Here is a 20,186-nt window from a genome sequence, read left to right on the forward strand (position 1 = left end):
GCATCCGCGGGGCGGGGCTCAGTGCCCGCGCAGCTCCTTGAGCCGGGCCACGTCCGCCGCGTGCCCCTCCTTGCCGCCGGGGGTCTCGACCACCAGCGGCACCCCCTCCGTCGCCGGGTGGCGGAACAGCTCACCGAACGGCTCCGCACCGAGGTGCCCCGCGCCGATGTTCTCGTGCCTGTCCTTGTGGGCGCCCACGACATCCTTGGAGTCATTGGCGTGGATCAGCTTCAGCCGCCCCTCGCCGGCCACCTCCACCAGCTCGTCCAGCAGCGCCTTCATGCCGCCCGGCGCCGCCATGTCGTGCCCGGCCGCGAACGCGTGACAGGTGTCGAGGCAGATCCCCACCCTGGGGTGCCGGTCCAGCGCCTCGAAGTACGGGCCGAGATCCTCCGCCAGCGCACACAGCGACGCCCCCTGCCCGGCCGTCGGCTCCAGCAGCAGCCAGGGGTCGTCCGCGTGCGTCAGCTCGTCGAGCAACGGCAGCATCCGCTCCCTGACCTGCGCCATCGCCGTCTCGCGCGGCCGCCCGCCGGTCGCCGAACCGGTGTGCACGACCACGCCCAGTGCGCCGATCTCCCGGCCGCGGCGCAGCGAGTGGCGCAGCGACGCCACCGACTTGTCGACGGTCGCCCCGGTGTGCGAACCGAAGTTGATCAGATACGGCGCATGGACGTACGCCGGGATCCCCTCCTCGGCGCAGGCCGCCCGGAACGCCTCGTCCTGCTCGGGGCTGCCGGGCAGCGTGGCCCAGCCGCGCGGGTTGGCCACGAAGACCTGGACGACCTCGTCGCCCATCTCGCGGGCGTAGGGAAGGCCGGTCTTCGCCAGGCCGCCGGCCACCGGGACATGGCCGCCGACCGGGTTGCGTGCACGGGCGCGCCGCTCGGCGCCCTCGGGGGAGGTACTCACCCTCCCAGGGTGCCAGGTGCCCCGCGCCCGCCGGACGGCGGCCGCGGGGCACCGGTGGCGCGGCCTACAGCCCGCCGTCGAGCTCGATGGTGATCCTGCCGCCCTTCGGCGCCTTCTTGCCGGGCTCGACGGACTGAGTGTCGACCGTGTCCTTCGGGAAGAAGAACGGCTTCTTCACCTCGACCTGGAAGCCCAGGTCCGTCAGCTGCCTCTTGGCGTCGTCGACGTTCTTGCCGGTGACGTTCGGGACGGCGATCATCTCCGGGCCCTTGGACAGCGTGAGGGTGATCGTGTCGCCCTTGCCGCGCGTCTGGCCCTCGGCCGGGTTCTGCCGGGCGACGGTGCCCTTGTCCTGGGTGGAGTAGACCGGCTCGTCGGCGAACCGCACCTGGAAGCCGGCCTCCCGCAGTGTGTTCGCCGCGTCCGCCCGGTCGCTGCCGAGGACGCCCGGCACATCGACGGCGCTGCCACGGCTGACCGTCAGCCCCACCGCGGTGTCCGGCCGCCGCTTGGTGCCGCCGGCCGGGTCCGTACGGATCACCGAGCCCTTGGCGACCTCGTCGCTGAACTCCCGGTTCACGGTGCCCGGGATCAGCCCCCGGTCGCGCAGCTTGCGCTTGGCGTCCGCGAACGGCGTGCCCGACAGGTCGGGCACGGAGACGATGTCCGGACCGCGCGAGACGGTGAGGGTGACCGTGCCCGTGCCGCGGATCCGCTTGCCGTTCGCCGGGTCGGTCTTCATGATGTGGCCGCGCTCCACGTTCGAGCTGAAGCCGCGCACCACCTTCACCCCCAGACCCTCGTCCCGCAGGGTCTTCTCGGCCTTGGCCTGCGGCATGTCCAGCACCGCGGGGACGGTCGTGAACTGACCGGAGGTGACGTACCAGACGCCCGTGCCGACCCCGAGGACCAGCAGGACCGCCGCGACGACCGTGACGAGCCGCCGCCGGAGCAGCCCGCCCCGGGGCGGCGCCTCCTCGGCGGGCACCGGACGCAGCCGGGTGGTCCGCTCGGACTCCTGCGGCACCTCCAGACGGCTGGTGCGGTTCAGCTCCGCCCCGGTGTCGCCCGGCAGCTGCCCGCCCGCGGTGCGCGGTATCACGTCTGTCGGCTCCGAACCGTCGCCCGCGGCCACCGTCCTCGCCTCCGGCGGCACGATGTCCAGCTGGGCGTCGGACAGCTGCGCACGGGCCTCCTGCGCCCGGAAGAGCAGCGCCACCGCGTCCTGCGGACGCAGCTGCGGATCGCGGGCACAGGCCAGCGCGACCAGCTCGTCCAGCTGCGGCGCGAGGCCGGGCACCAGGCCCGACGGCGGCAGCACGTCCTCGTGGAGATGCTGGTAGAGGATCTGTGCCACGGTGCCACCGGTGTGCGGCTTGCCGCCGGTCAGCATCTCGTAGAGCACCACACCGCAGGCGTACACATCGACCCGGGCGTCCGCGGTGCCGTGCTCCAGCTGCTCCGGGGCGAGGTAGGAGACGGTGCCCAGCACGGAGCCCGTCGAGGCGGTGGTGTTGGTGTCCACCGCGCGCACCAGACCGAAGTCGGCGACCTTCACCCGGCCGTCGTCGCCGATCAGGACGTTCTCCGGCTTCATGTCGCGGTGCACCAGCCCCGCGCGGTGCGCGGCCCCCAGAGCGGCCAGGATCGGCTCCAGGACGTCCAGCGCCGCCCGCGGCTGCAGGGCGCCCCGCTCGCGCAGCACGTCGCGCAGCGTGCAGCCGGCGACGTACTCCATGGCCAGATACACGTACGTACCGTCCGTGCCCTGGTCGAAGACGCCCACCACATTCGGATGCGACAGCCGCGCCACCGACTTCGCCTCCCGGATGAAGCGCTCCACGAACGCCTCGTCCGTGGCGAGCCCCGGGTGCATCACCTTCAGCGCGAGCACCCGGTCGAGCCGGGTGTCCACGGCCTGATAGACCGTGGCCATGCCGCCTGCGGCGATGCGCGCCTGGACACGGTAGCGGCCGTCGAGCAGCTGGCCCACGAGCGGGTCCTGAAGGGTGGTATCCACGGGAGACGAGTCTAACGTTCCGCTGCGCTTGGCTTTTGGCCCACGTTTTTGGCTTTCCCGCCGTGGTTGTTGCTCGCCGTGTTTCGCCCGCTGGCGCGGTGCGCTCGGCGTGGCGCCTGGCGGCGGGCGGGGTCCGCTGCGCGGGGCTGTCGGGGTGCGGTGACGGGCCTGCGCGGGTGGGGGTGTCCGGACTGCTTCGCTTTACGTCCGGACACCCCCACCCGCTCCGGCCCGTCCCCTCCCGTGGGTGGGTGGGAAAGACGGTCGGTGGGGGTGGACCTCGGTGGTCCGGTGCGCGTTGTGGACGTGGGGAAACGGCCGTGGGCATAGGGAAAGGGCTGCGGCGCAGGGAGTTGGCTGTGATCGACGCCCGCCCCCACCCACCTGTACTCACTCTCCCCACGGGAGGGGACGGGCCGGAGGGGCCTGGTGTGTGGACGTAAAGCGAAGCAGTCCACACACCAGGCCCCGGAGGTCCGTCACCGCACCCACAGCCCCGCGCAGCGGACCCCGCCCGCCGCAGGCGCCCCGGCGAGCGCACCGCGCCAGCGGGCGAAACACGGCGAGAAGAACCCACGGCGGGAAAGACAAAAACGTGGGAGGCCCCTTAGAACGCTGGCCGCTCGGGGTCGAACTCCGGCATTCCCTGCGTCGGGGATGACGCCAGGGCGAAGTGACGTCGTGGGATGCGCCCCGCGCAAAACGCCAGGCGGCCCGCCGTGACCGCGTACCGCATGGCCGAGGCCATGAGTTCGGGTTCCTGGGCGCGGGTCACGGCGGAGGCCAGCATGACCGCGGCGCAGCCGAGTTCCATGGCCTGGGAGACGTCCGAGGCGGTTCCGGCGCCCGCGTCGAGGATGACGGGGACGCCGGCCCGTTCGGTGATCAGCTGGAAGTTGTGGGGGTTGCGGATGCCCAGGCCGGAGCCGATCGGTGAGCCCAGGGGCATGATCGCGGCGCAGCCCACGTCCTCCAGCTTGCGGGCCAGTACGGGGTCGTCGTTGGTGTAGGGCAGCACCGTGAAGCCGTCGTCGACGAGGGTCTCGGCGGCGTCCAGCAGCTCGATGGGGTCGGGCAGAAGGGTGCGCTCGTCGGCGACGACCTCCAGCTTGACCCAGTCGGTGCCGAGCGCTTCGCGGGCGAGCCGGGCCGTGAGCACCGCTTCGCCGGCGGTGAAGCAGCCCGCGGTGTTCGGCAGCACCTTGATCTTGTGCCGTTCCAGTACGGACAGCACGGAGCCCTGCACGGTCGGGTCCAGGCGCCGCATGGCGACGGTGGTCAGCTCCGTGCCGGAGGCGAGCAGGGCGCGCTCCAGGACGTCGAGGCTGGGCGCGCCGCCGGTTCCCATGATCAGGCGGGAGCCGAAGGTGGTGCCGGCGAGGGTGAGGGGGTCGCGGTCCGGGGCGGGGCCGCTGTCGGGGGCGGGGGCGGTGTCCTTGAGCGTGGTGGTGTCGGGCATGGCGGCGGATCAGCCTCCCTGGACCGCGGTGAGGACCTCGACGCGGTCGCCGTCGCCGAGGGGGGTGGCCGCCCACTGGGCGCGGGGCACCACGACGTCGTTGACCGCCGCGGCCACCCCGGTGGGTGCCTGGGAGAGGGTGGCGACGAGCCGGTCGAGGGTCAGTCCGCCGGGGACCTCGCGGGCCTGCCCGTTGACGGACACCGAGACGGGAGGGGCGGACGGGGCGGCGTTCATACGGGCTGCTCCTGGGGGGCACGGGTGCGCTCGGGGCCCGGGGCGGCGGGGGAGAAGCGCGCGGGGGAGAAGGGGCGGGCCTCTTCGGGGAGGAGGCCGGTGGCGAGTACCTCGGCCATCGCGTCACCGGTGACGGGGGTGAGCAGCACTCCGTTGCGGAAGTGGCCGGTGGCCAGGTGGAGGCCGGGCAGTGCGGTCGGCCCGAGCATCGGGGCGTTGTCGGGGGAGCCGGGGCGCAGTCCGGCGCAGGTCTCGACGAGCGGGAGTTCGGTGATGCCGGGGACCAGCTCGTGGGCGTCGCGCAGCAGCTCGTAGACGCCGCCGGCGGTCACGGTGGTGTCCCAGCCCAGCTCCTCGCTGGTGGCGCCGACGACGAGTTCGCCGTTCTCCCGGGGGACCAGGTAGAGCGGGCCGCCGCGGACGACCGCCCGTACGGTGCGGGAGAGGAACGGGGGGCTGCCGGCGGGCATCTCGGGCAGGCGCAGCCGCAGGACCTGGCCCTTGACGGGGCGCACCGGCGGCAGCACCTCGTCGGGCACGCCGTCGAGCCGGCCGCTCCAGCTGCCCGCGGCCAGCACGACCTGGCCGGCCGGGACCCGGGTGCCGTCGGCGAGTTCGGCGCCGGCGGCCCGGCCGCCGTCGACCGTCAGCCGCACCGCCCGGCTCCGGTGGAAGGCCACCCCGGAGCGCTCGCAGGCGGTCGCCAGCGCGCTCGCCAGCCGGCGCGGATCGACCTGGTGGTCGCCGTCGACCCGCAGGCCGCCGCGCACCCCGGGGGCCAGCATCGGCTCCAGCCGCCGGCATTCGCGCCCGGTGAGCCACTGCGACTCCAGTCCCGAGCGGGTCTGCAGGGCGTGCAGGTCGCGCAGGTGGGCGCGGTCGTCGGCGTCCAGTGCGACGGCCAGGGTGCCGCACCGCCGGTGGCCGACGGTCTGGCCGGTGGCCTCCTCCAGCTCGTCGACGAAGGCGGGGTAGCGCCGCGCGGAGGCGAGGTTGAGGCCGAGCAGGGTCTGCTCGCCGTAGTGGAGCTCGCTGACCGCGGCCAGCATCCCGGCCGCGACCCGGGCCGCGCCGCCGCCGGGGGCGGGGTCGGCGACCGCGGCGCTCAGTCCGCGCACGGCCGCCCGCCAGGCGGTGACCAGGCCGATGAGCCCGCCGCCGATGACGAGCACATCGGGGCTCGGCGGGGTGGTGTTCGGGTGCGTGACAGCTGTCTGCATGGGTGTCCAGCCCCTCCCTTCGCCGGCATGACCCGGATCAGGTTCGTACGGTCGGAGGCCGGCCAGCCTCCCTCTCAGCCCGGTGCGTCCGGGCTCCCGCGAGTGCGTGTATCCGTCACCCTAATACGGGGCCGCGAGGCGCCGTAAGGCAGCGTCCCGGGGCTCCCGGGGGCCGGCGTCCCGGGTGGCCGTGGCCGTGACGCTGTGTCAGAGATCTCCTTGCGCGCTGCTGCGAGCCGCGTCACACCCCGTCCTAGAGTGATCGGGTGAGCGAGCAGAGCAAGTCCTCCCAGGCCCCTGACCGCACGCCGCACGTCGTGATCGCCGGCGCGGGAATCGCGGGTGTGCAGACCGCTGTCGCCCTGCGAGAACAGGGCTGGCCCGGCGCGATCACGCTCCTGGGCGACGAGCCCCACCAGCCCTACGACCGCCCGCCGCTGTCCAAGGCGGTGCTGCTGGGCAAGGCCGAGGGCTCCGCCTTCGACGTCGACTTCGCCGCGCTCGGCATCACCCTCCACCTCGGCCGCCCGGTCACCGGCCTGGTGCCGCAGGACCATGTGATCGAGACGGCCGAGGGCCCGGTCCGCTACGACTACGCGGTCCTGGCGACCGGCGCCGACCCGATCGTGCTGCCCGGCAGCGAGGGCATGCCCGGCGTCCATCTGCTGCGCACCCTGGACGACGCCGAGCGGCTGCGGCCGGTGCTCGCCGCCCAGCACGAGATCGTGGTCGTCGGGGCCGGCTGGATCGGCGCCGAGTTCGCGACTGCGGCCCGTGAGGCGGGCTGCGCGGTCACCGTCGTCGAGGCCGCCGACCGCCCGCTGGCCGGTGCGCTGCCCGCCGAGGTCGCCGCCCACATGACCGGCTGGTACGCGGACGCGGGCGCCGAGCTGCGCACCGGCGCCCGGGTCGCGTCCGTCACCGCGGGCGCGGTCACCCTCGACGACGGCACGGTGCTGCCCGCCGACGCGGTGGTCATCGGCATCGGCGCCCGCCCCGCGACCGGCTGGCTGGCCGGCTCCGGCGTCGAGGTCTCGCCGCGGGACGGCTCCGTGCTGGCCGACGAGCAGCTGCGCACCTCCGTGCCCGACGTCTACGCCGTCGGCGACTGCGCCTCCTTCCCCTCCGCCCGTTACGGCGCCCGCCTGCTGGTCCACCACTGGGACAACGCGCTCCAGGGCCCGCGCACGGTCGCCGAGAACATCGTCCGCGGCGAGGCGGAAGGGGTGGCCTACGATCCCGTCCCGTACTTCTGGTCGGAGCAGTTCGGCCGGTTCGTGCAGTACGTGGGGCATCACGGGGACGCCGACGAGCTGGTGTGGCGCGGCGACCCGGCCGGGGCCGCCTGGTCGGTGATCTGGCTGCGGGAGGGCCGGCTCGTCGCGCTGCTGGCCGTCGGGCGGCCGCGGGACCTCGCCCAGGGCCGCAAGCTGATCGAGCGGGGCGTGGTCCTGGACCGGGAGCGGGCCGCGAACGCGTCGGTGCCGCTGAAGGCCGCGGCGCAGTAGCCGGACGCGCCGTGACCGGTGGTCGTCGGCCGGGCGCCCGCCGTCACCCTCCGGTGTGCCGGAAAGCCCCTGATGGCGATGCCCGGCTACCGGCTGTCAGTGTGAGGTGGCAGGCTTGTGCCGTGACCGAGATTGACGCAAACATCGATGGACTCGTCCCCGCCTGGCTCACCCTCCCCGACATCGCCGAACAGCTCGGCGTCGAGGTGACGCGCGTCCGGCAGCTGGTCAAGGAGGGCCAGCTGATCGCGGTGCGCCGCGGCGAGAACCGGGCGCTGCACGTGCCCGCCGATTTCATCAAGGACGACAAGGTGGTCAAGGGCCTCGTCGGCACCCTCACCCTCCTCAAGGACGACGGCTTCACCGACGAGGAGATGCTGGAGTGGCTGTTCACCCCGGATGAGACCCTGCCCGGCACGCCCGCCCAGGCGCTGCGCGAGAATCGCGGCACGGAGGTGAAGCGGCGGGCCCAGGCGCTCGCCGTCTGACGCCTCCGGCGCGGCCCGCCCTCCGCCGGCGGCCGTCGCAGCACCCGTGACCGCATCCGCGGGGCGTACGGACCGGAAGGCCCGGCCCGTACGCCCCCGAACCTGGGGGGAAGCCGCCCGATGACCACCGCACGCCCGGCCCTGTCCGACGCCCGGCTCTACCTCTGCACGGACGCCCGCCGGCGGCAGGGCGACCTCCCGCAGTTCCTGGACGCGGTGCTCTCCTCGGGCGTGGACATCGTCCAGCTGCGGGACAAGGGCATGGAGGCCGGCGAGGAGCTCCGGCATCTGGAGGTCTTCGCGGACGCCTGCCGGCGGCACGGCAAGCTGCTCGCGGTCAACGACCGCGCGGACGTCGCCCACGCGGCGGGCAGCGACGTGCTGCATCTGGGACAGGGCGACCTGCCGGTTCCTGCCGCCCGCGCCCTGCTGGGCCCGGACGTCCTCATAGGCCGCTCCACCCACGCCGAGGCCGAGGTGGACGCCGCGCTCACCGAACCCGGCGTGGACTACTTCTGCACGGGCCCGTGCTGGCCGACCCCCACCAAGCCGGGCCGCCACGCGCCCGGCCTCGACCTGGTCCGCTATGCCGCGGCCCGCGCCTCCGAGCGCCCCTGGTTCGCGATCGGCGGCATCGACGCCGGGAACCTCGACGAGGTGCTGCGGGCCGGCGCCCGCCGGATCGTGGTGGTCCGCGCCCTCACCGAGGCGGACGACCCGGGAGCCGCGGCCGCCTCCCTGGCCAAGCGCCTCCGCACCTGGGACGAGTGAGGACCCTTTCGGCGCCGGCCCGTCCGGCCCGCGGGGACGGGTGACGAGGATCACTGCGCACGGTGCCGGACACCGGGCGTCCGACGTCCGGGCGACCGGAACATGTCCACCCAGTGGACACCGAGCCGACCAACCAGGCATTACGCCGGACGCGGTTGGTGTGGGACCTGCCGGTGGTTAACCTGCCGGTATGGCCCTAGGTACAGCTTCCACCAGGACTGATCGCGCCCGCACGGTGCGCGACCTGCTTGCTTCCGGTAAGCAGTCGTATTCGTTCGAGTTCGCCGCCCCCAAGACGGAGAAGGGCGAGCGGACCCTGTGGAACGCCATTCGCCGCATCGAGGCCGTCGCGCCGACCTTCGTCTCCGTGACGTACGGCGCCGGCGGCACCTCCCGTGACGGCACGGTCCGCGCCACCGAGCGCATCGCCACCGACACCACCCTGACCCCGGTCGCCCATCTCACCGCGGTCAACCACTCCACGGCCGACCTGCGCCACATCATCGGCCAGTACGCCGACGCCGGGATCCGCAACATGCTTGCGCTGCGCGGCGACCCGCCCGGCGACCCGATGGGCGAGTGGGTCAAGCACCCCGACGGCATCGGCTACGCCGCCGAGCTGGTCCGGCTCATCAAGGAGTCCGGCGACTTCTGCGTCGGCGTCGCCGCCTTCCCCGAGATGCATCCGCGCTCGACGGACTGGGACACGGACGTGGCGCACTTCGTCGACAAGTGCCGCGCCGGTGCGGACTTCGCCATCACCCAGATGTTCTTCTACCCCGAGGACTACTTCCGGCTGCGGGACCGGGTTTCGGCCGCGGGTTGCTCCACGCCGATCATTCCGGAGATCATGCCGGTGACGAACGTGCGCCAGATCGAGCGGTTCGCTCAGCTCAGCAACGCGGCCTTCCCGCCCGAGCTGGCCGAGCGGATCCTCGCCGTCAAGGACGACCCGGCGGCGGTACGCTCCATTGGTATCGAGTACGCAACGGACCTGTGCGCACGCTTGATGGCCGAGGATGTTCCCGGGTTGCACTTCATTACCCTGAACCACTCCACGGCGACCCTGGAAATCTACGAGAATCTGGGACTGCACCAGCAGTCCTGATCACGGTTGCCGGCGAGCGGCGGAAGAGGGGCGTATATGGGCTGGACGGTCCTCTACATCGCGTTCGGCCTGGTCGCTCTGTGGCTGTTGGGTGAGGTCCTGCTCCAGAACAAGGCGCGGCTGCGCTGGCGGCTGCTGGCCTTCGCCGGATTCCTCGCCGTGGTCGTCGGCGTCGTCATCCCGTCAATAGTCGTGATCGGGCTGGGACTTGTCGCCTTCGCCATCGGCCAGACGAATGTGACGCTGTCCTTCCGCCGCGGTTTCACCACCGGCTGGGCCCTGCGCGCCAAGCCCGAGGCCGCTCCCGAGGGCGGCCGGCGCCGCCGGGCCCGCACCTCCGCGCCGCCGCCCGCCGAACCGACCCTGGAGGTCTCCGGCCTGGAGGCGGTGCCGCCCGGCGAGAGCACCGGCCGGTTCGGCGACGGGGGCCCGGACACCTTCGAGAGCACCGGCGGCTTCCAGCGCATCGACGCCTCCGCCGGACGGGACACCTCGGCAGGGCGGGACGCCTCCGCCGGGCAGGGCTCCTACGGCACAGGCGGCGCCTACGGGGCGCAGGACGGCTTCGCCGGGCAGAACACCGCCGCGGGGCAGGAGGCGTTCGCCGCGCAGGAGACCGTCGTCGGCCAGGGCTTCTACGCCTACGACGCCGGCGACGACTACCGCGCCCAGGACCCGTACCAGGCGCAGCAGGGCCAGGACGCCTACGCCACCCAGGCGTTCGCCGCCCCGGACGACTTCGCGCGGGCCGACACCACCGCCGTCTACGCGCCCCAGCCGATGCCCGAGGAGACCGGCCAGTACGGCGTCTACAGCCCCGACGCCCGCGGCCAGCAGCCCGGTTACGGCGGCTACGACGCCTACAGCCCCGCCGCGGGCGGCGACAGCAACGGCAACGGCTATGCGTACGGCGGCGGTTACGACCCGAACGGAGCCGGCCGGGCCCCGTACGCCGACCCCTACGCGGCCTACGGCGACGGCCAGGGCCAGCAGGCGCCCTACGCCGACCCGTACCTCGGCGGCCAGCAGTACGCCGCGCCCTACGACCCCTACCAGCAGGCCGACCCCTACGCGGGATCGCCGTACGCGGCGCAGCAGTACGACGCCCAGGGGCAGCCGCTCGGCCAGGGCTACGGCGAGACGCCGCCCGGTGGCGTCTGGGTGCCCCAGCAGCGCGACGGCGAACTGCCGCCCGAGCAGCAGCCCTACCCGCCCTACCAACAGCCGGGATACGACGGGCAGCAGTACCGCTACTGAACGGCCGGACGGGCGGCGCCGCGTCGCGCCTCGGCTCCGGTCCGGCGGGAGTGCCGGGCCGCGCCGCTCAGGTGGAGCCCTGCCAGTCGTCGCCGTTCACGATCAGGCCCGCGACGATCGCGCCGGACATCCCGGCGTGCGCCGGGCCGCCGCCCGGGTGCGACCAGCCGCCGACGGCGTAGAGCCCCGGTATGCGGGTGCGGTTGCCGGGCCGCAGGAAGCGGCCCTCCCGGCCCGCCAGCGCCGGCCCCGGCACCAGCGTCTCCGGCGTCGGGGGCAGCACCTCCCGCCACAGCACCCGCTCCCGCAGCCCGGGGACCGCGGCCTCGGCGCTCTCGGTCATCCGCTCCGCCGCGGCCGCCACCACCTCCCCGTCGAGCCAGTCGACCGGGCCCGGCGGCGCCACCGTCGCGGTGAGGGTCACCGCCTCATGGGCCTCGTCCGGCCGGGACGAGGGATCGTCGGGCCGCAGCACCGTCACCGTGGGCCGCTCGCAGGGGGTCCGCTGCCCGGAGCCGTCGCCGAACACGCCCGCCAACTCGGCCGCGCGGTCCGGAGCATGGACCACCGTGCGGTGCGCGGCGTCCGCCGGGCGCGCGCCGCGCAGCGCCAGACAGACCGTGAGCCGCCCGGTCGCCCGGTCACCCGGGACCGGAGCGGGCCGCACGTCGTCGGCGCCCCAGGGCTCGCGGTCCCCGCACAGCTCCACGAGGCGGACCGGATCGATGCCCGCCACCACGAACTCCGCCTCGCACACCCGGCCGTCGGCCAGCTCGACGCCCGCCGCCCGGCCGTCCTTCCCGACGATCCCGGTCACCTCCGCGCCGAAACCGAACTCCACCTTGCGCGCCAGGCAGCGCTCGTACAGCGCGTCGGCCAGCGCCCGCATACCGCCGCGCGGATACCAGCTCCCGAAGGTCTGCTCCATGTACGGCAGCACGGCGGCGCTCGCCGGGGCGCTGCGCGGGTCGAAGCCGTACGCCAGCGCATGGCTCTCCAGCAGCGCCGTCAGCCGGGGGTCGGCCAGCTCGCGGCGGGCCACCTCGGCGAGCGTGGCGGTGGTGGGCCCCTTGCCCCGGCCGAACAGCCCGCGCCTGCGCACCGCCGGATACGGATCACGCCCCAGCACCCGCCAGTCCGGCCACAGCGGCTCCTCCAGGAGCGGCCTGCGGGTGGCGTCCCAGGCCTCGCGGGCCCGGCTCATCACATCGCTCCAGCGTTCGCCGCGGCCCGCGCCCAGCGCCTCGTCCAGGGCCGCAAGCACCCCGGCCCGTGAGGCGTTCGGCAGCGACACGGCCGTCCCGTCGGCGAAGACGTGCCGGCTCGCGGGGTCGACCTGGGACAGCTCGACGCACCGCTCCAGCGCCTCCCGGCCGGTCTTGAGGAACAGATCGCGGTAGACGGCCGGCAGATGCAGCAGGCCGGGGCCCGTGTCGAAGGCGAAGCCATCCCGTTCCCACCGCTTGAGCGCGCCGCCGTGCGTCGCGCCGCGTTCGAAGACCGCCACCCGGTGGCCCGCGACGGCCAGCCGGGCGGCGGCCGCCATCGCGCCCATCCCGGCGCCGATCACCGCAATCCGTGCCATGCCTGCGACTTTATCCGGCCCCACCGACAACGCCCGCACGGCCGGGGTCCGGCCCGGCAGCGGCGGTCCGAGGGCCGGCGGCGGGCCCGCCGTCAGACCGCCGGTGGCAGCGCCCCGCCCGCCGTCGCCAGCCGCTTCTCCTCGCGCCGCTGCCGGCGCCGCCGCAGGTACCGGCGGATCCGCGACCACAGGAAGACCACCAGCGCGATCCCCGCCAGCAGCAGCGTCGCCGCGATGACCGCGGCGGCCACCGGATGGAACACGGCGAAGGCGATCAGCCCGGCCACACCCAGATCCTCGGCGAGGCTCAGCACGATGTTGCTGGCGGGCTCCGGCGAGGTGTTGACGGCGATCCGGGCACCTGCCTTGACCAGATGGCTCAGCAGCGCCGTGGAACCGCCCACCGCGCCCGCCGCCAGCTCGGGCAGCGAACCGTTCTGACCGGCCAGCAGCGCCCCCACGACGGCGCCGGACACCGGCCGGATCACCGTGTGCACGGAGTCCCAGACCGAGTCGACGTACGGGATCTTGTCGGCGACCGCCTCGCACAGGAAGAGCAGCCCGGCCACGATCAGTACATCGGGGCGCTGCAGCGCCGCCGGGACCTCGTCGGTGACGCCGGTCGCGCCGAGCAGGCCGAAGAGCAGGACGACGGCGTAGGCGTTGATCCCGCTCGCCCAGCCACTGGTGAACACCAAGGGAAGTACGGACACGCGGGAAAGCGTAGGCCCCCACTGGGGCGGGGTGCTCAGGTTTGAGTATCCGTACTCAGACCCCGAGATGAGTAGGTACGCGGATGGGCCGGCACCCGCCCGGAAGGAAGAGTGGGGACCACGGAAGGGAAGCGCGCCGCACCGCCGACACGGGGCGGCGGAACGGCGCGGGTCCCGGACGTGACGGGGGATACGGGGGAAGCACGGGGGAGTACGGGGGAAGCGCTGTCCTGGTCGGATCGACGGGGGAACGATCCGTGCCAGGGCAGCGCGCTTCCGTGTGCGGGCCCCGGGGGGAAGAAGCGCGGTGCGCGCCGGCCCCGACCGGCCGGCGCGCACCGCTTCCCCTTCCCGGCGGGCCTGGGGCTGCCAGGCGCCGCGAGGCAGGCGGGACTTCGGACAGGGCCTAGGAAGGCCGGGCGCTGACCCGTCCCTGGAGCAGCCGCGACAGCGCCGCGTGGACCTCGTCGATCGACCGGTCCGGCTGGTAGGACTGCCAGTCCAGGGCGGCCACCAGGACCATCCCGAACAGCGCCGACGCGGTCAGCGGGATGTCGATCTCCTCGCTCAGCTCGCCGCCCGCCACCGCCTCGCGCAGCACGCCCTGCACCACGGCGACGGCCCGCTCGCGCACCACCATCAGCGTCGACTGCCAGGCCCGGTTGGTGCGCCACAGCTCGGCGACGTAGAGCTGGGTGAGCGCCGGGTAACGGGAGATGAATTCCAGCCCGGCACGGATCATCGCGTCCAGCGCGTCGATCCGGCTGCCGCCCCGGCCGGTGACCTCCTCGGCGGCCGCCTGCAGGGACGTCGCCAGCATCTCGATGCCGTGCCGCAGCAGCTCTTCGAAGAGCACGTTCTTGCTCGCGAAGTTGTAGTAGACCGTGCCCTTCGCGACGCCGGCACGCTCGGCGATCTCGTCCACCGTGGTGGACGAGAAGCCCTGTTCGGCGATGAGCGTGACCGCGGCCTCGAAGAGCTTGCGCCGGGTGGCGTCGCGGCGTGAGTGGGAGCTGTCCATGGGGGTGATTGTGCCGGTCCCCGCCGGTCGGTGCGCGCCGCGCCGGAGGCTCCCCCCCCGGACGGGTTCCGGGGGGGGGGAGCCTCCGGCAGGGCGGCGGTGCGCCGGGGTCACTTCCCGGCGGCAGCCGGGGGAGGGAGGACGCTCACAGGCTCAGCTCCGGGTGGAGATCCTTCATCCGCACCACCTGCCGGCCGCGCGCCGTCAGGGACGTCAGCACGAGCGCCCCCGCGGTGAACGCCACCAGCACCGCACTGCCCTGCCACACGGGCGCGAGCTCCCCGCCCGTGATCAGCCGGCGCAGCCCCTCCACGATGTAACTCATCGGCAGATACGGGTGGATGGCCCCGAAGAAGCCCGGACTGGTCTGGACGGGATAGGTGCCGCCCGCGGAGGTCAGCTGGAGCATCAGCAGCGCCAGCACCAGGATCCGGCCGGCCGGGCCGAACTGCGCGTTCAGCCACTGCACGATCGCCGAGAAACAGGCCGTGACCAGCACGAGGAAGCCCAGCGTGCCCGCCGCCCGCGCCATCTCCAGGCCGAGCCCGAAGTGCAGTACGGACATCAGCGCCGCGGTCTGCAGCACCCCCACTCCGAACACCGGCAGCCACCCCGAGACCGCCACCCGCCAGGAGGACGCGCCCATCGCCAGTGCCCGCCGGTTCAACGGCTGGATCAGCATGTACGCCACCATGGCGCCGACCCACAGGGACAGCGGGATGAAGTACGGGGCGAACCCGGTGCCGTAGTTCGGCGCCTTGTGGGCGGCGTCCGAGGCCAGCTGCACCGGGTCGGACATGACCCGGGTGCGCGCGTCGCGGTCCTTCCTGCCGTAGTCGGGGATCTGCCGCGCCCCGTCGTGCAGCCCGCCGGCCAGCTTCTGCGAGCCGTCGGAGAGCTTGAACATCCCGCCGTTCAGCGTGTGCGCGCCGTCCTTGAGGCGGCCCACACCGGAGTCGAGGTCGCCCATGCCGCTCGCGGCGCGGCCCGTACCGTCGTGCAGCGCGGACGCGCCGTCCCTGAGCCTGTCCGCGCCGGCGGCCAGCCGGGCGTTGCCCGCGGCCAGCTTGCGCGCCCCCGCGGACACCCGATGCGCCCCGTCGTTGAGATCGTTGATCTTCTTCACGGCGGCGTCCATGTCGGCGCCCAGCGTCGGCCCGCGCCGCGCCAGCTCGCCCGCCAGCGAGTGCAGCGTGTCCAGGTCCCGGCCCAGCCGGTCGAGGTTCTTCTGGTCGTGGACGTAGCCGCTGACCTCCTCGGCCTGGTCCGCCGCGGCGGCCGCCTGCCGGGTGAGCTGCTTCAGCTCCGTGCAGGAGGTGTCGAGCCGCACCGCGCTCTCGCAGCGCAGCCGGTAGTAGGCGGCCAGGTGGTCGGACATCCCTCGGGAGAGCTCCGCCCCCGTGGACGCCGCGGCGGGGAGCTTGCCGAGGTGGTCGCGGAGCGCCTGCGAACCGTCGGCGACGAGCCGCGCCGCCTCGCCGATCTCCTTGCCGTGCGCCCGGATGAAGGGCCCCACCTTGCCGACGACCCCGTTGACCGTGTCGGCCAGCTGCTGGGTCCCCTGAGCCACCTGCCCGGAACCGTCCGCCAGTTGGCGCGAGCCGTCGGCCGCGCTCCCGGCTCCCCGGGCGAGGTCGGAGCTGCCCCGGGAGAGCCGCCCCGCGCCCGCGTCGAGGTCGCCCAGGCCCGCGACGAGCTTGCCGCTGCCGTCCTTCGCCGTGCCCAGCCCGTCGGCCAGTTCACCCGCGCCGTGCCGGGCCTGCCCGATGCCGTCGTTGAGCCGGTCGGCGCCGTCCGCGGCCTCTTCGGTCCTGCCGTGCAGCGTCGAGAACGACACGAAGATCTTGTCCAGGAAGGTGCGCGACGACTTCGCGGAGGCCGCGGAGCGCACCTCCGAGAACACCGTCCGGGAGATCTGCCCGACGATGTAGTTGTTCGCGTCGTTCGTCCGCACCTTGAGGGCGCCCGTCTCCGGGTGGTCGCCCGAACTGGAGGCGATCCGACGGCTGAAGTCCTTCGGGATGGACAGCGACAGGTAGTACGTGCCGTCCTCGATGCCCTTCGCGGCCTCCTCGGCATCCACGGGGTGCCAGTCGAAGGTGTGGCTGCCGGCCAGCCCGTCGACGATGCTGTCGCCGGCCGAGAGGTGCTTCCCGTCGACGGCCGCGCCCCGGTCCTCGTTGACCAGCGCCACCGGAACCTTGTCCAGCCGCCCGTACGGGTCCCAGAAGGACCACAGGTACAGCGCGCCGTACAGGAGCGGCAGCAGCAGGAGAGCGGCCAGCGCGGCACGCGGCAGCTTCCCCCTCCCGAACCGCTTCAGCTCAAGCGCGGCCAGCTTCGGCGAGCGCATCGGCCGCCGCCTCCTTGTCGTCGTGGGGCCGGGGCTGCTCGTTGCCGGCGGGGCGGGACTGCTCGGTGGGCTCAGCGGGCTCGGCGGTCTCGTCGGGCTTGGTGCCGTGGGCGTCCTGGCTGGTCGCGGAGTCCCCGGGGTGCGGGCTGTTCGCGGCGTCGGTGACGTCGGTGGCCTTGGTGGCGTCGGTGTCGTCCGTGGGGGCCGCGGCGTCCGTGGTGGCGGGGGAAGTGCCCGGCGTGCCCTTCGGGGTGTCCCGTTCCGGGCGGCCGCCGGTGCGCACCAGCACCACGCCCTCGCCGTCCTCCGGCGGCTCGCTGCACACCGCGAGCACGGTGGTGCCGGCCGCCGCCAGGCCGCGCAGCAACTCCCAGGCCGCGGCGCGCTCGTGGCCGGACAGCTTCAGGTCGGTGTCGTCGACGGCCAGCAGCCGCGGGCCGCCGATCAGCGCGAGCGCCACCGAGAGCCGCAGCGCCTCCAGCCGCTCCAGATCGCGGACGGACGTACGGATCCCCTTGGGCAGCGACTCCAGGTCGAGACCGGCCGCCGCGAGCGCGGCGTCCACCAGGGCGCGGGCCTCGGCTCGCCGCTCGCGCCGCGGCCGCAGCAGTGCGCGCAGCGAGCTGCCGAACCGGCCCTGCAGCAGGGCGCGTTCCCGCAGGTGCTCGCCCACGGTGAGCGCGGGGTCCAGCTCGGCGACCCCCGGGACATGGGCGAGTGCGGTGACGGACCGGACCGCGGCCTTCTTCTGCGGCAGCGGCAGCCCGCCGACCTCGGCGGTGCCGGCGGCGGACTTCATCCGGCCCGTGAGGGCGAGCAGCAGACACGTACGGCCCGAGCCCGAAGGGCCCTGTACGGCGATCAGTGAGCCGGGTCCGGCGGTGAGGTCGATGTCCCGGAACGCCCATCCGCGGGGGCCCTTGACCCCGAATCCCGCGGCCGTGACCGCCGCCCCGTGCGGGGTGCTGTCCACGATCCCCTCCTTGAACTGACTGGTCAGTTCAAAAAGTATGCGGTATCCCACCCCGCGTTCCGCAAGGGGGCGTGGGGAACCCGTCGCGGATTCCCCCGGCCCGCGTCCCCTTTCTCAACGAAAGTGCAGGTCGGAGTCGATTGTCAGTGGCGTACGTCACGATGGCTTCATACGGTCCGAATCGGCTTCGGTCCCGAACCGGCATGCGACGACAGGAGGTTCGTCATGGCAGCTCGTCCCCATGGGGGCAGCTCCGCTGCGTACGGTCCCCCGAGCGATGTCCACCCCGTCCTGCGGCGGGCGACCGCGCCACCCGCCGCCCTCGACCTGCTCACCCAGGCCCAGCAGGGCCTCGACGAAGCACAGACGCTGGAAACCCCCAACGAGCAGTTCGCCACGGCCCATCTGGCCGCGCTGCGCACCGCCGCCGCCGTCCTCGCGGTCCGCGGCCGGCCGGAGTCCACGGTGCGCCGCAGGCAGCGTATCCGCAGCGCCTGGGAGGTCCTCCCCGAGGTCGCACCCGAACTCGCCGAGTGGAGCGCCCTCTTCGCCGCCGGCGCCGCCCGCCGCGCGAAGGCCGAGGCGGGCATCACGGGCGCGGCCTCCCGCCGGGACGCCGACGACCTTCTGCGCGACGCCGCCATGTTCCTGCGCCTGGTGGAACGGATGCTGCTCCTCCAGCCGTCACTGCCGCCCCAGCGGGCGGGATAGGGGGCGCGGGGGAGGAGGGAGCGGAGGCCACCGGGGCATGGGGCGCGGGTCGGCGGGTCGCCGCGTCACCCGTACCGGCGGGGCGACGGCGGGGTGACGCGGCGATGGGCCGGCGGGGCCGGGGTGGCGGGAGTCCGTCGGTCGGTGGGGGAGTGGGGTGGGGTGGGTGGGGGCGGCGCCCCGGGGGGGGGGAGGGGAAGGCGGAATGCGTGACCAGCCCCCGTCGCCCGCCGGCCCGCCCCTGCCGCTGCCCTGCCTCCCGCCCCCGCCCGCCCCGCCACCCGGTGCTCGGACGGCTCCGTAGACGGCGGACGGCGCGGGACGGAATAGGGTGGTGGGCGCCTAGACGTTCATGCCCCCGCCGAGGAGCCACCCGCCGTGTCTGACCCGCTGCGCCCCCGCGCATCCCTTCGTACCGCCGTGGTCTGGGAAGTCCTCAAGGACGCCCTGGAGCGCCGGGTCAAGGCCGCCGGGCGCGACGCCCTGGACGTCCTCGACACCGGCGGCGGCACCGGCAACTTCGCCGTGCCGGTGGCCCGCCTCGGCCACCACGTCACGGTCGTCGACCCCAGCCCCAACGCCCTCTTCGCCCTGGAGCGCCGCGCCGCCGAGGCCGGCGTCGCCGACCGGGTACGGGCGGTGCAGGGGGACGTCCACGGCCTGTTCGACGTCGTCGAGCGCGGCGGCTACGACACCGTGCTCTGCCACGGCGTGCTGGAGTACGTCGACGACCCGGCCGAGGGCATCCGCAACGCCGTCGACGCCCTGCGCCCCGCCGGCACCCTCAGCCTGCTCGCGGCCGGCCTGGGCGGTGCCGTCCTCGCGCGCGCCCTCGCGGGCCACTTCACCGAGGCCCACCAGGCCCTCACCGACCCGGCCGGCCGCTGGGGCGAGGGCGACCCGATGCCCCGCCGGTTCACCGCCGACCAGCTCTCCGAGCTGGTGTCCGCCACCGGACTGCAGGTCGGTGCGGTGCACGGCGTGCGGGTCTTCGCCGACCTCGTCCCCGGGGTGCTGGTCGACACCGAGCCGGGCGCCATGGAAGCCCTGCTGAAGCTCGAAGCGGCCGCCGCCGAACAGCCCGCGTTCCACTCCGTGGCCACTCAGCTGCACGTCCTCGCCGAGCGCGACTGACCCACCCGGCACACCCGGCTACCGCGTGCAGTCGGCCACAGACCACCCGATCAGCCCCTTCGCCCCGTATGATCGGGGTACGACGTTCCGGCATGGCGGACAGGCGGGTGGGGAATGCAGGCAGCATCACCACCGGTCGCCGCGGCGGCCCGGACAGTGAATTGGCGTCGAGGGGCGGGTTTCACGGGGACGATTCCCTGCCTATCCTGAAAGGGTCGCACCCCGGTCGCCCCCGCGACCGACGAGTAGGAGGACTCCGTGCCGCTCTCGGAGCACGAGCAGCGCATGCTCGAGCAAATGGAGCGAGCGCTGTACGCCGAAGATCCCAAGTTCGCGACAGCGCTTGAGGGAAGCGGGCTGCGTACGTACACCCGGCGACGGGTCTACCAAGCGGTCGCGGGCTTCCTGGTGGGTATCGCCCTGCTCATGGCCGGCATGGTCGCGCAGCAGATCTGGATCAGCGTGGTGGGATTCCTCGTCATGCTCGGCTGCGCGGTGCTGGCGGTCACGGGCTGGCGCAAGGCTCCCAAGAACGGTGAGCAGCAGTCCGGCGCGGGTGCCGGAGGTGGTGCTCCGGCGCGCCGACAGGCCAGGCAGCGGCGCTCGATGATGAACCGCATCGAGGACCGTTGGCAGCGGCGCAGGGACGAACAGCAGGGCCACTGAGCCGACGAGCAGGAGTCCGCCGGACCGCCTCCACCGGGTCTGGCGGACCG

The 20,186-nt window shown here is 73.9% G+C and carries 18 protein-coding genes and 1 riboswitch; of the genes, 8 read left to right on the forward strand and 10 right to left on the reverse strand.

Going from position 1 to position 20,186, the window contains the following annotated elements; all coding sequences use genetic code 11:
• Positions 1-18: 18 nt before the first annotated feature.
• From K7396_RS26620 to thiO, 5 genes are all read right to left on the reverse strand, one after another.
• Positions 19-912, reverse strand: coding sequence for a deoxyribonuclease IV (locus K7396_RS26620; RefSeq protein WP_086721169.1), 894 nt, complete (start codon positions 910-912; stop codon positions 19-21).
• Positions 913-976: 64 nt separating this feature from the next.
• Positions 977-2,932, reverse strand: coding sequence for a Stk1 family PASTA domain-containing Ser/Thr kinase (gene pknB / locus K7396_RS26625; RefSeq protein WP_223660214.1), 1,956 nt, complete (start codon positions 2,930-2,932; stop codon positions 977-979).
• Positions 2,933-3,539: 607 nt separating this feature from the next.
• Positions 3,540-4,280, reverse strand: coding sequence for a thiazole synthase (locus K7396_RS26630; RefSeq protein ID WP_233476849.1), 741 nt, complete (start codon positions 4,278-4,280; stop codon positions 3,540-3,542).
• Positions 4,281-4,400: 120 nt separating this feature from the next.
• Entirely contained in the window at positions 4,401-4,628 is a 228-nt protein-coding gene (gene thiS, locus K7396_RS26635; RefSeq protein ID WP_152105236.1) for a sulfur carrier protein ThiS, read from the reverse strand.
• The gene (thiO, locus tag K7396_RS26640; RefSeq protein ID WP_174887036.1) at positions 4,625-5,848 is read right to left on the reverse strand and encodes a glycine oxidase ThiO; all 1,224 of its coding nucleotides are present in this window, start codon (positions 5,846-5,848) and stop codon (positions 4,625-4,627) included. Before thiO ends, thiS begins: the two co-directional genes overlap by 4 nt.
• A riboswitch (TPP riboswitch) is annotated at positions 5,846-5,958 on the reverse strand. Its footprint overlaps the gene before it by 3 nt.
• A gap of 156 nt (positions 5,959-6,114) precedes the next feature.
• Here thiO and K7396_RS26645 point away from each other — a divergent pair.
• From K7396_RS26645 to K7396_RS26665, 5 genes are all read left to right on the forward strand, one after another.
• Positions 6,115-7,356, forward strand: coding sequence for an NAD(P)/FAD-dependent oxidoreductase (locus K7396_RS26645; RefSeq protein ID WP_086720135.1), 1,242 nt, complete (start codon positions 6,115-6,117; stop codon positions 7,354-7,356).
• A 122-nt stretch (positions 7,357-7,478) separates the two neighbouring features.
• The gene (locus tag K7396_RS26650; protein ID WP_042162000.1) at positions 7,479-7,844 is read left to right on the forward strand and encodes an Rv2175c family DNA-binding protein; all 366 of its coding nucleotides are present in this window, start codon (positions 7,479-7,481) and stop codon (positions 7,842-7,844) included.
• 120 nt (positions 7,845-7,964) lie between these two features.
• Positions 7,965-8,615, forward strand: a complete 651-nt coding sequence (gene thiE / locus K7396_RS26655) for a thiamine phosphate synthase (protein ID WP_086720137.1) — start codon at positions 7,965-7,967, stop codon at positions 8,613-8,615.
• A gap of 190 nt (positions 8,616-8,805) precedes the next feature.
• Complete coding sequence (gene metF / locus K7396_RS26660) at positions 8,806-9,723, forward strand: methylenetetrahydrofolate reductase [NAD(P)H] (RefSeq protein WP_086720139.1); 918 nt, start codon at positions 8,806-8,808, stop codon at positions 9,721-9,723.
• A gap of 36 nt (positions 9,724-9,759) precedes the next feature.
• Positions 9,760-10,980 (forward strand): hypothetical protein, encoded by a 1,221-nt coding sequence (locus K7396_RS26665; protein WP_086720141.1) that lies wholly within the window; start codon positions 9,760-9,762, stop codon positions 10,978-10,980.
• A gap of 67 nt (positions 10,981-11,047) precedes the next feature.
• Here the strand turns inward: K7396_RS26665 and K7396_RS26670 are convergent, their stop codons facing one another.
• From K7396_RS26670 to K7396_RS26690, 5 genes are all read right to left on the reverse strand, one after another.
• A complete protein-coding gene (locus K7396_RS26670) occupies positions 11,048-12,565 on the reverse strand; it encodes a phytoene desaturase family protein (RefSeq protein WP_086720142.1) in 1,518 nt (505 codons plus the stop codon).
• Between the two features lie 92 nt (positions 12,566-12,657).
• Positions 12,658-13,278 (reverse strand): DUF4126 domain-containing protein, encoded by a 621-nt coding sequence (locus K7396_RS26675; protein ID WP_086720143.1) that lies wholly within the window; start codon positions 13,276-13,278, stop codon positions 12,658-12,660.
• 406 nt (positions 13,279-13,684) lie between these two features.
• Positions 13,685-14,299 carry a TetR/AcrR family transcriptional regulator gene (locus tag K7396_RS26680; RefSeq protein WP_086720144.1) on the reverse strand — a complete coding sequence of 205 codons (615 nt, stop codon included), beginning with the start codon at positions 14,297-14,299 and terminating at the stop codon, positions 13,685-13,687.
• A 145-nt stretch (positions 14,300-14,444) separates the two neighbouring features.
• Positions 14,445-16,652 (reverse strand): YhgE/Pip domain-containing protein, encoded by a 2,208-nt coding sequence (locus K7396_RS26685; protein ID WP_086720145.1) that lies wholly within the window; start codon positions 16,650-16,652, stop codon positions 14,445-14,447.
• Positions 16,624-17,625 carry an ATP-binding cassette domain-containing protein gene (locus K7396_RS26690; protein WP_152105237.1) on the reverse strand — a complete coding sequence of 334 codons (1,002 nt, stop codon included), beginning with the start codon at positions 17,623-17,625 and terminating at the stop codon, positions 16,624-16,626. Before K7396_RS26690 ends, K7396_RS26685 begins: the two co-directional genes overlap by 29 nt.
• A 225-nt stretch (positions 17,626-17,850) precedes the next feature.
• On the opposite strand from K7396_RS26690, the gene K7396_RS26695 reads away from it, so the two are divergent.
• The 3 genes from K7396_RS26695 (at position 17,851) to K7396_RS26705 (ending at position 20,136) form a co-directional block, all read left to right on the forward strand.
• Positions 17,851-18,336, forward strand: a complete 486-nt coding sequence (locus tag K7396_RS26695) for an SAV_6107 family HEPN domain-containing protein (protein WP_086721985.1) — start codon at positions 17,851-17,853, stop codon at positions 18,334-18,336.
• 378 nt (positions 18,337-18,714) lie between these two features.
• Positions 18,715-19,470, forward strand: coding sequence for a methyltransferase (locus K7396_RS26700; RefSeq protein ID WP_152105238.1), 756 nt, complete (start codon positions 18,715-18,717; stop codon positions 19,468-19,470).
• Between the two features lie 258 nt (positions 19,471-19,728).
• Complete coding sequence (locus K7396_RS26705) at positions 19,729-20,136, forward strand: DUF3040 domain-containing protein (protein WP_086721867.1); 408 nt, start codon at positions 19,729-19,731, stop codon at positions 20,134-20,136.
• The last annotated feature ends 50 nt before the right edge of the window (positions 20,137-20,186 follow it).

The sequence above is a fragment of the Streptomyces angustmyceticus genome (genome assembly GCF_019933235.1).
Taxonomy (GTDB): Bacteria; Actinomycetota; Actinomycetes; order Streptomycetales; family Streptomycetaceae; genus Streptomyces; species Streptomyces angustmyceticus.

Bases quoted from the DNA above. Each gene is read 5' to 3' on its own strand.
- K7396_RS26630 (WP_233476849.1), bottom strand. From the start codon at position 4,280: ATGGGAACCGGCGGCGCGCCCAGCCTCGACGTCCTGGAGCGCGCCCTG.
- thiS (WP_152105236.1), bottom strand. From the start codon at position 4,628: ATGAACGCCGCCCCGTCCGCCCCTCCCGTCTCGGTGTCCGTCAACGGG.
- thiO (WP_174887036.1), bottom strand. From the start codon at position 5,848: ATGCAGACAGCTGTCACGCACCCGAACACCACCCCGCCGAGCCCCGAT.
- thiE (WP_086720137.1), top strand. From the start codon at position 7,965: ATGACCACCGCACGCCCGGCCCTGTCCGACGCCCGGCTCTACCTCTGC.
- metF (WP_086720139.1), top strand. From the start codon at position 8,806: ATGGCCCTAGGTACAGCTTCCACCAGGACTGATCGCGCCCGCACGGTG.
- K7396_RS26665 (WP_086720141.1), top strand. From the start codon at position 9,760: ATGGGCTGGACGGTCCTCTACATCGCGTTCGGCCTGGTCGCTCTGTGG.
- K7396_RS26670 (WP_086720142.1), bottom strand. From the start codon at position 12,565: ATGGCACGGATTGCGGTGATCGGCGCCGGGATGGGCGCGATGGCGGCC.
- K7396_RS26680 (WP_086720144.1), bottom strand. From the start codon at position 14,299: ATGGACAGCTCCCACTCACGCCGCGACGCCACCCGGCGCAAGCTCTTC.
- K7396_RS26685 (WP_086720145.1), bottom strand. From the start codon at position 16,652: ATGCGCTCGCCGAAGCTGGCCGCGCTTGAGCTGAAGCGGTTCGGGAGG.
- K7396_RS26695 (WP_086721985.1), top strand. From the start codon at position 17,851: ATGGCAGCTCGTCCCCATGGGGGCAGCTCCGCTGCGTACGGTCCCCCG.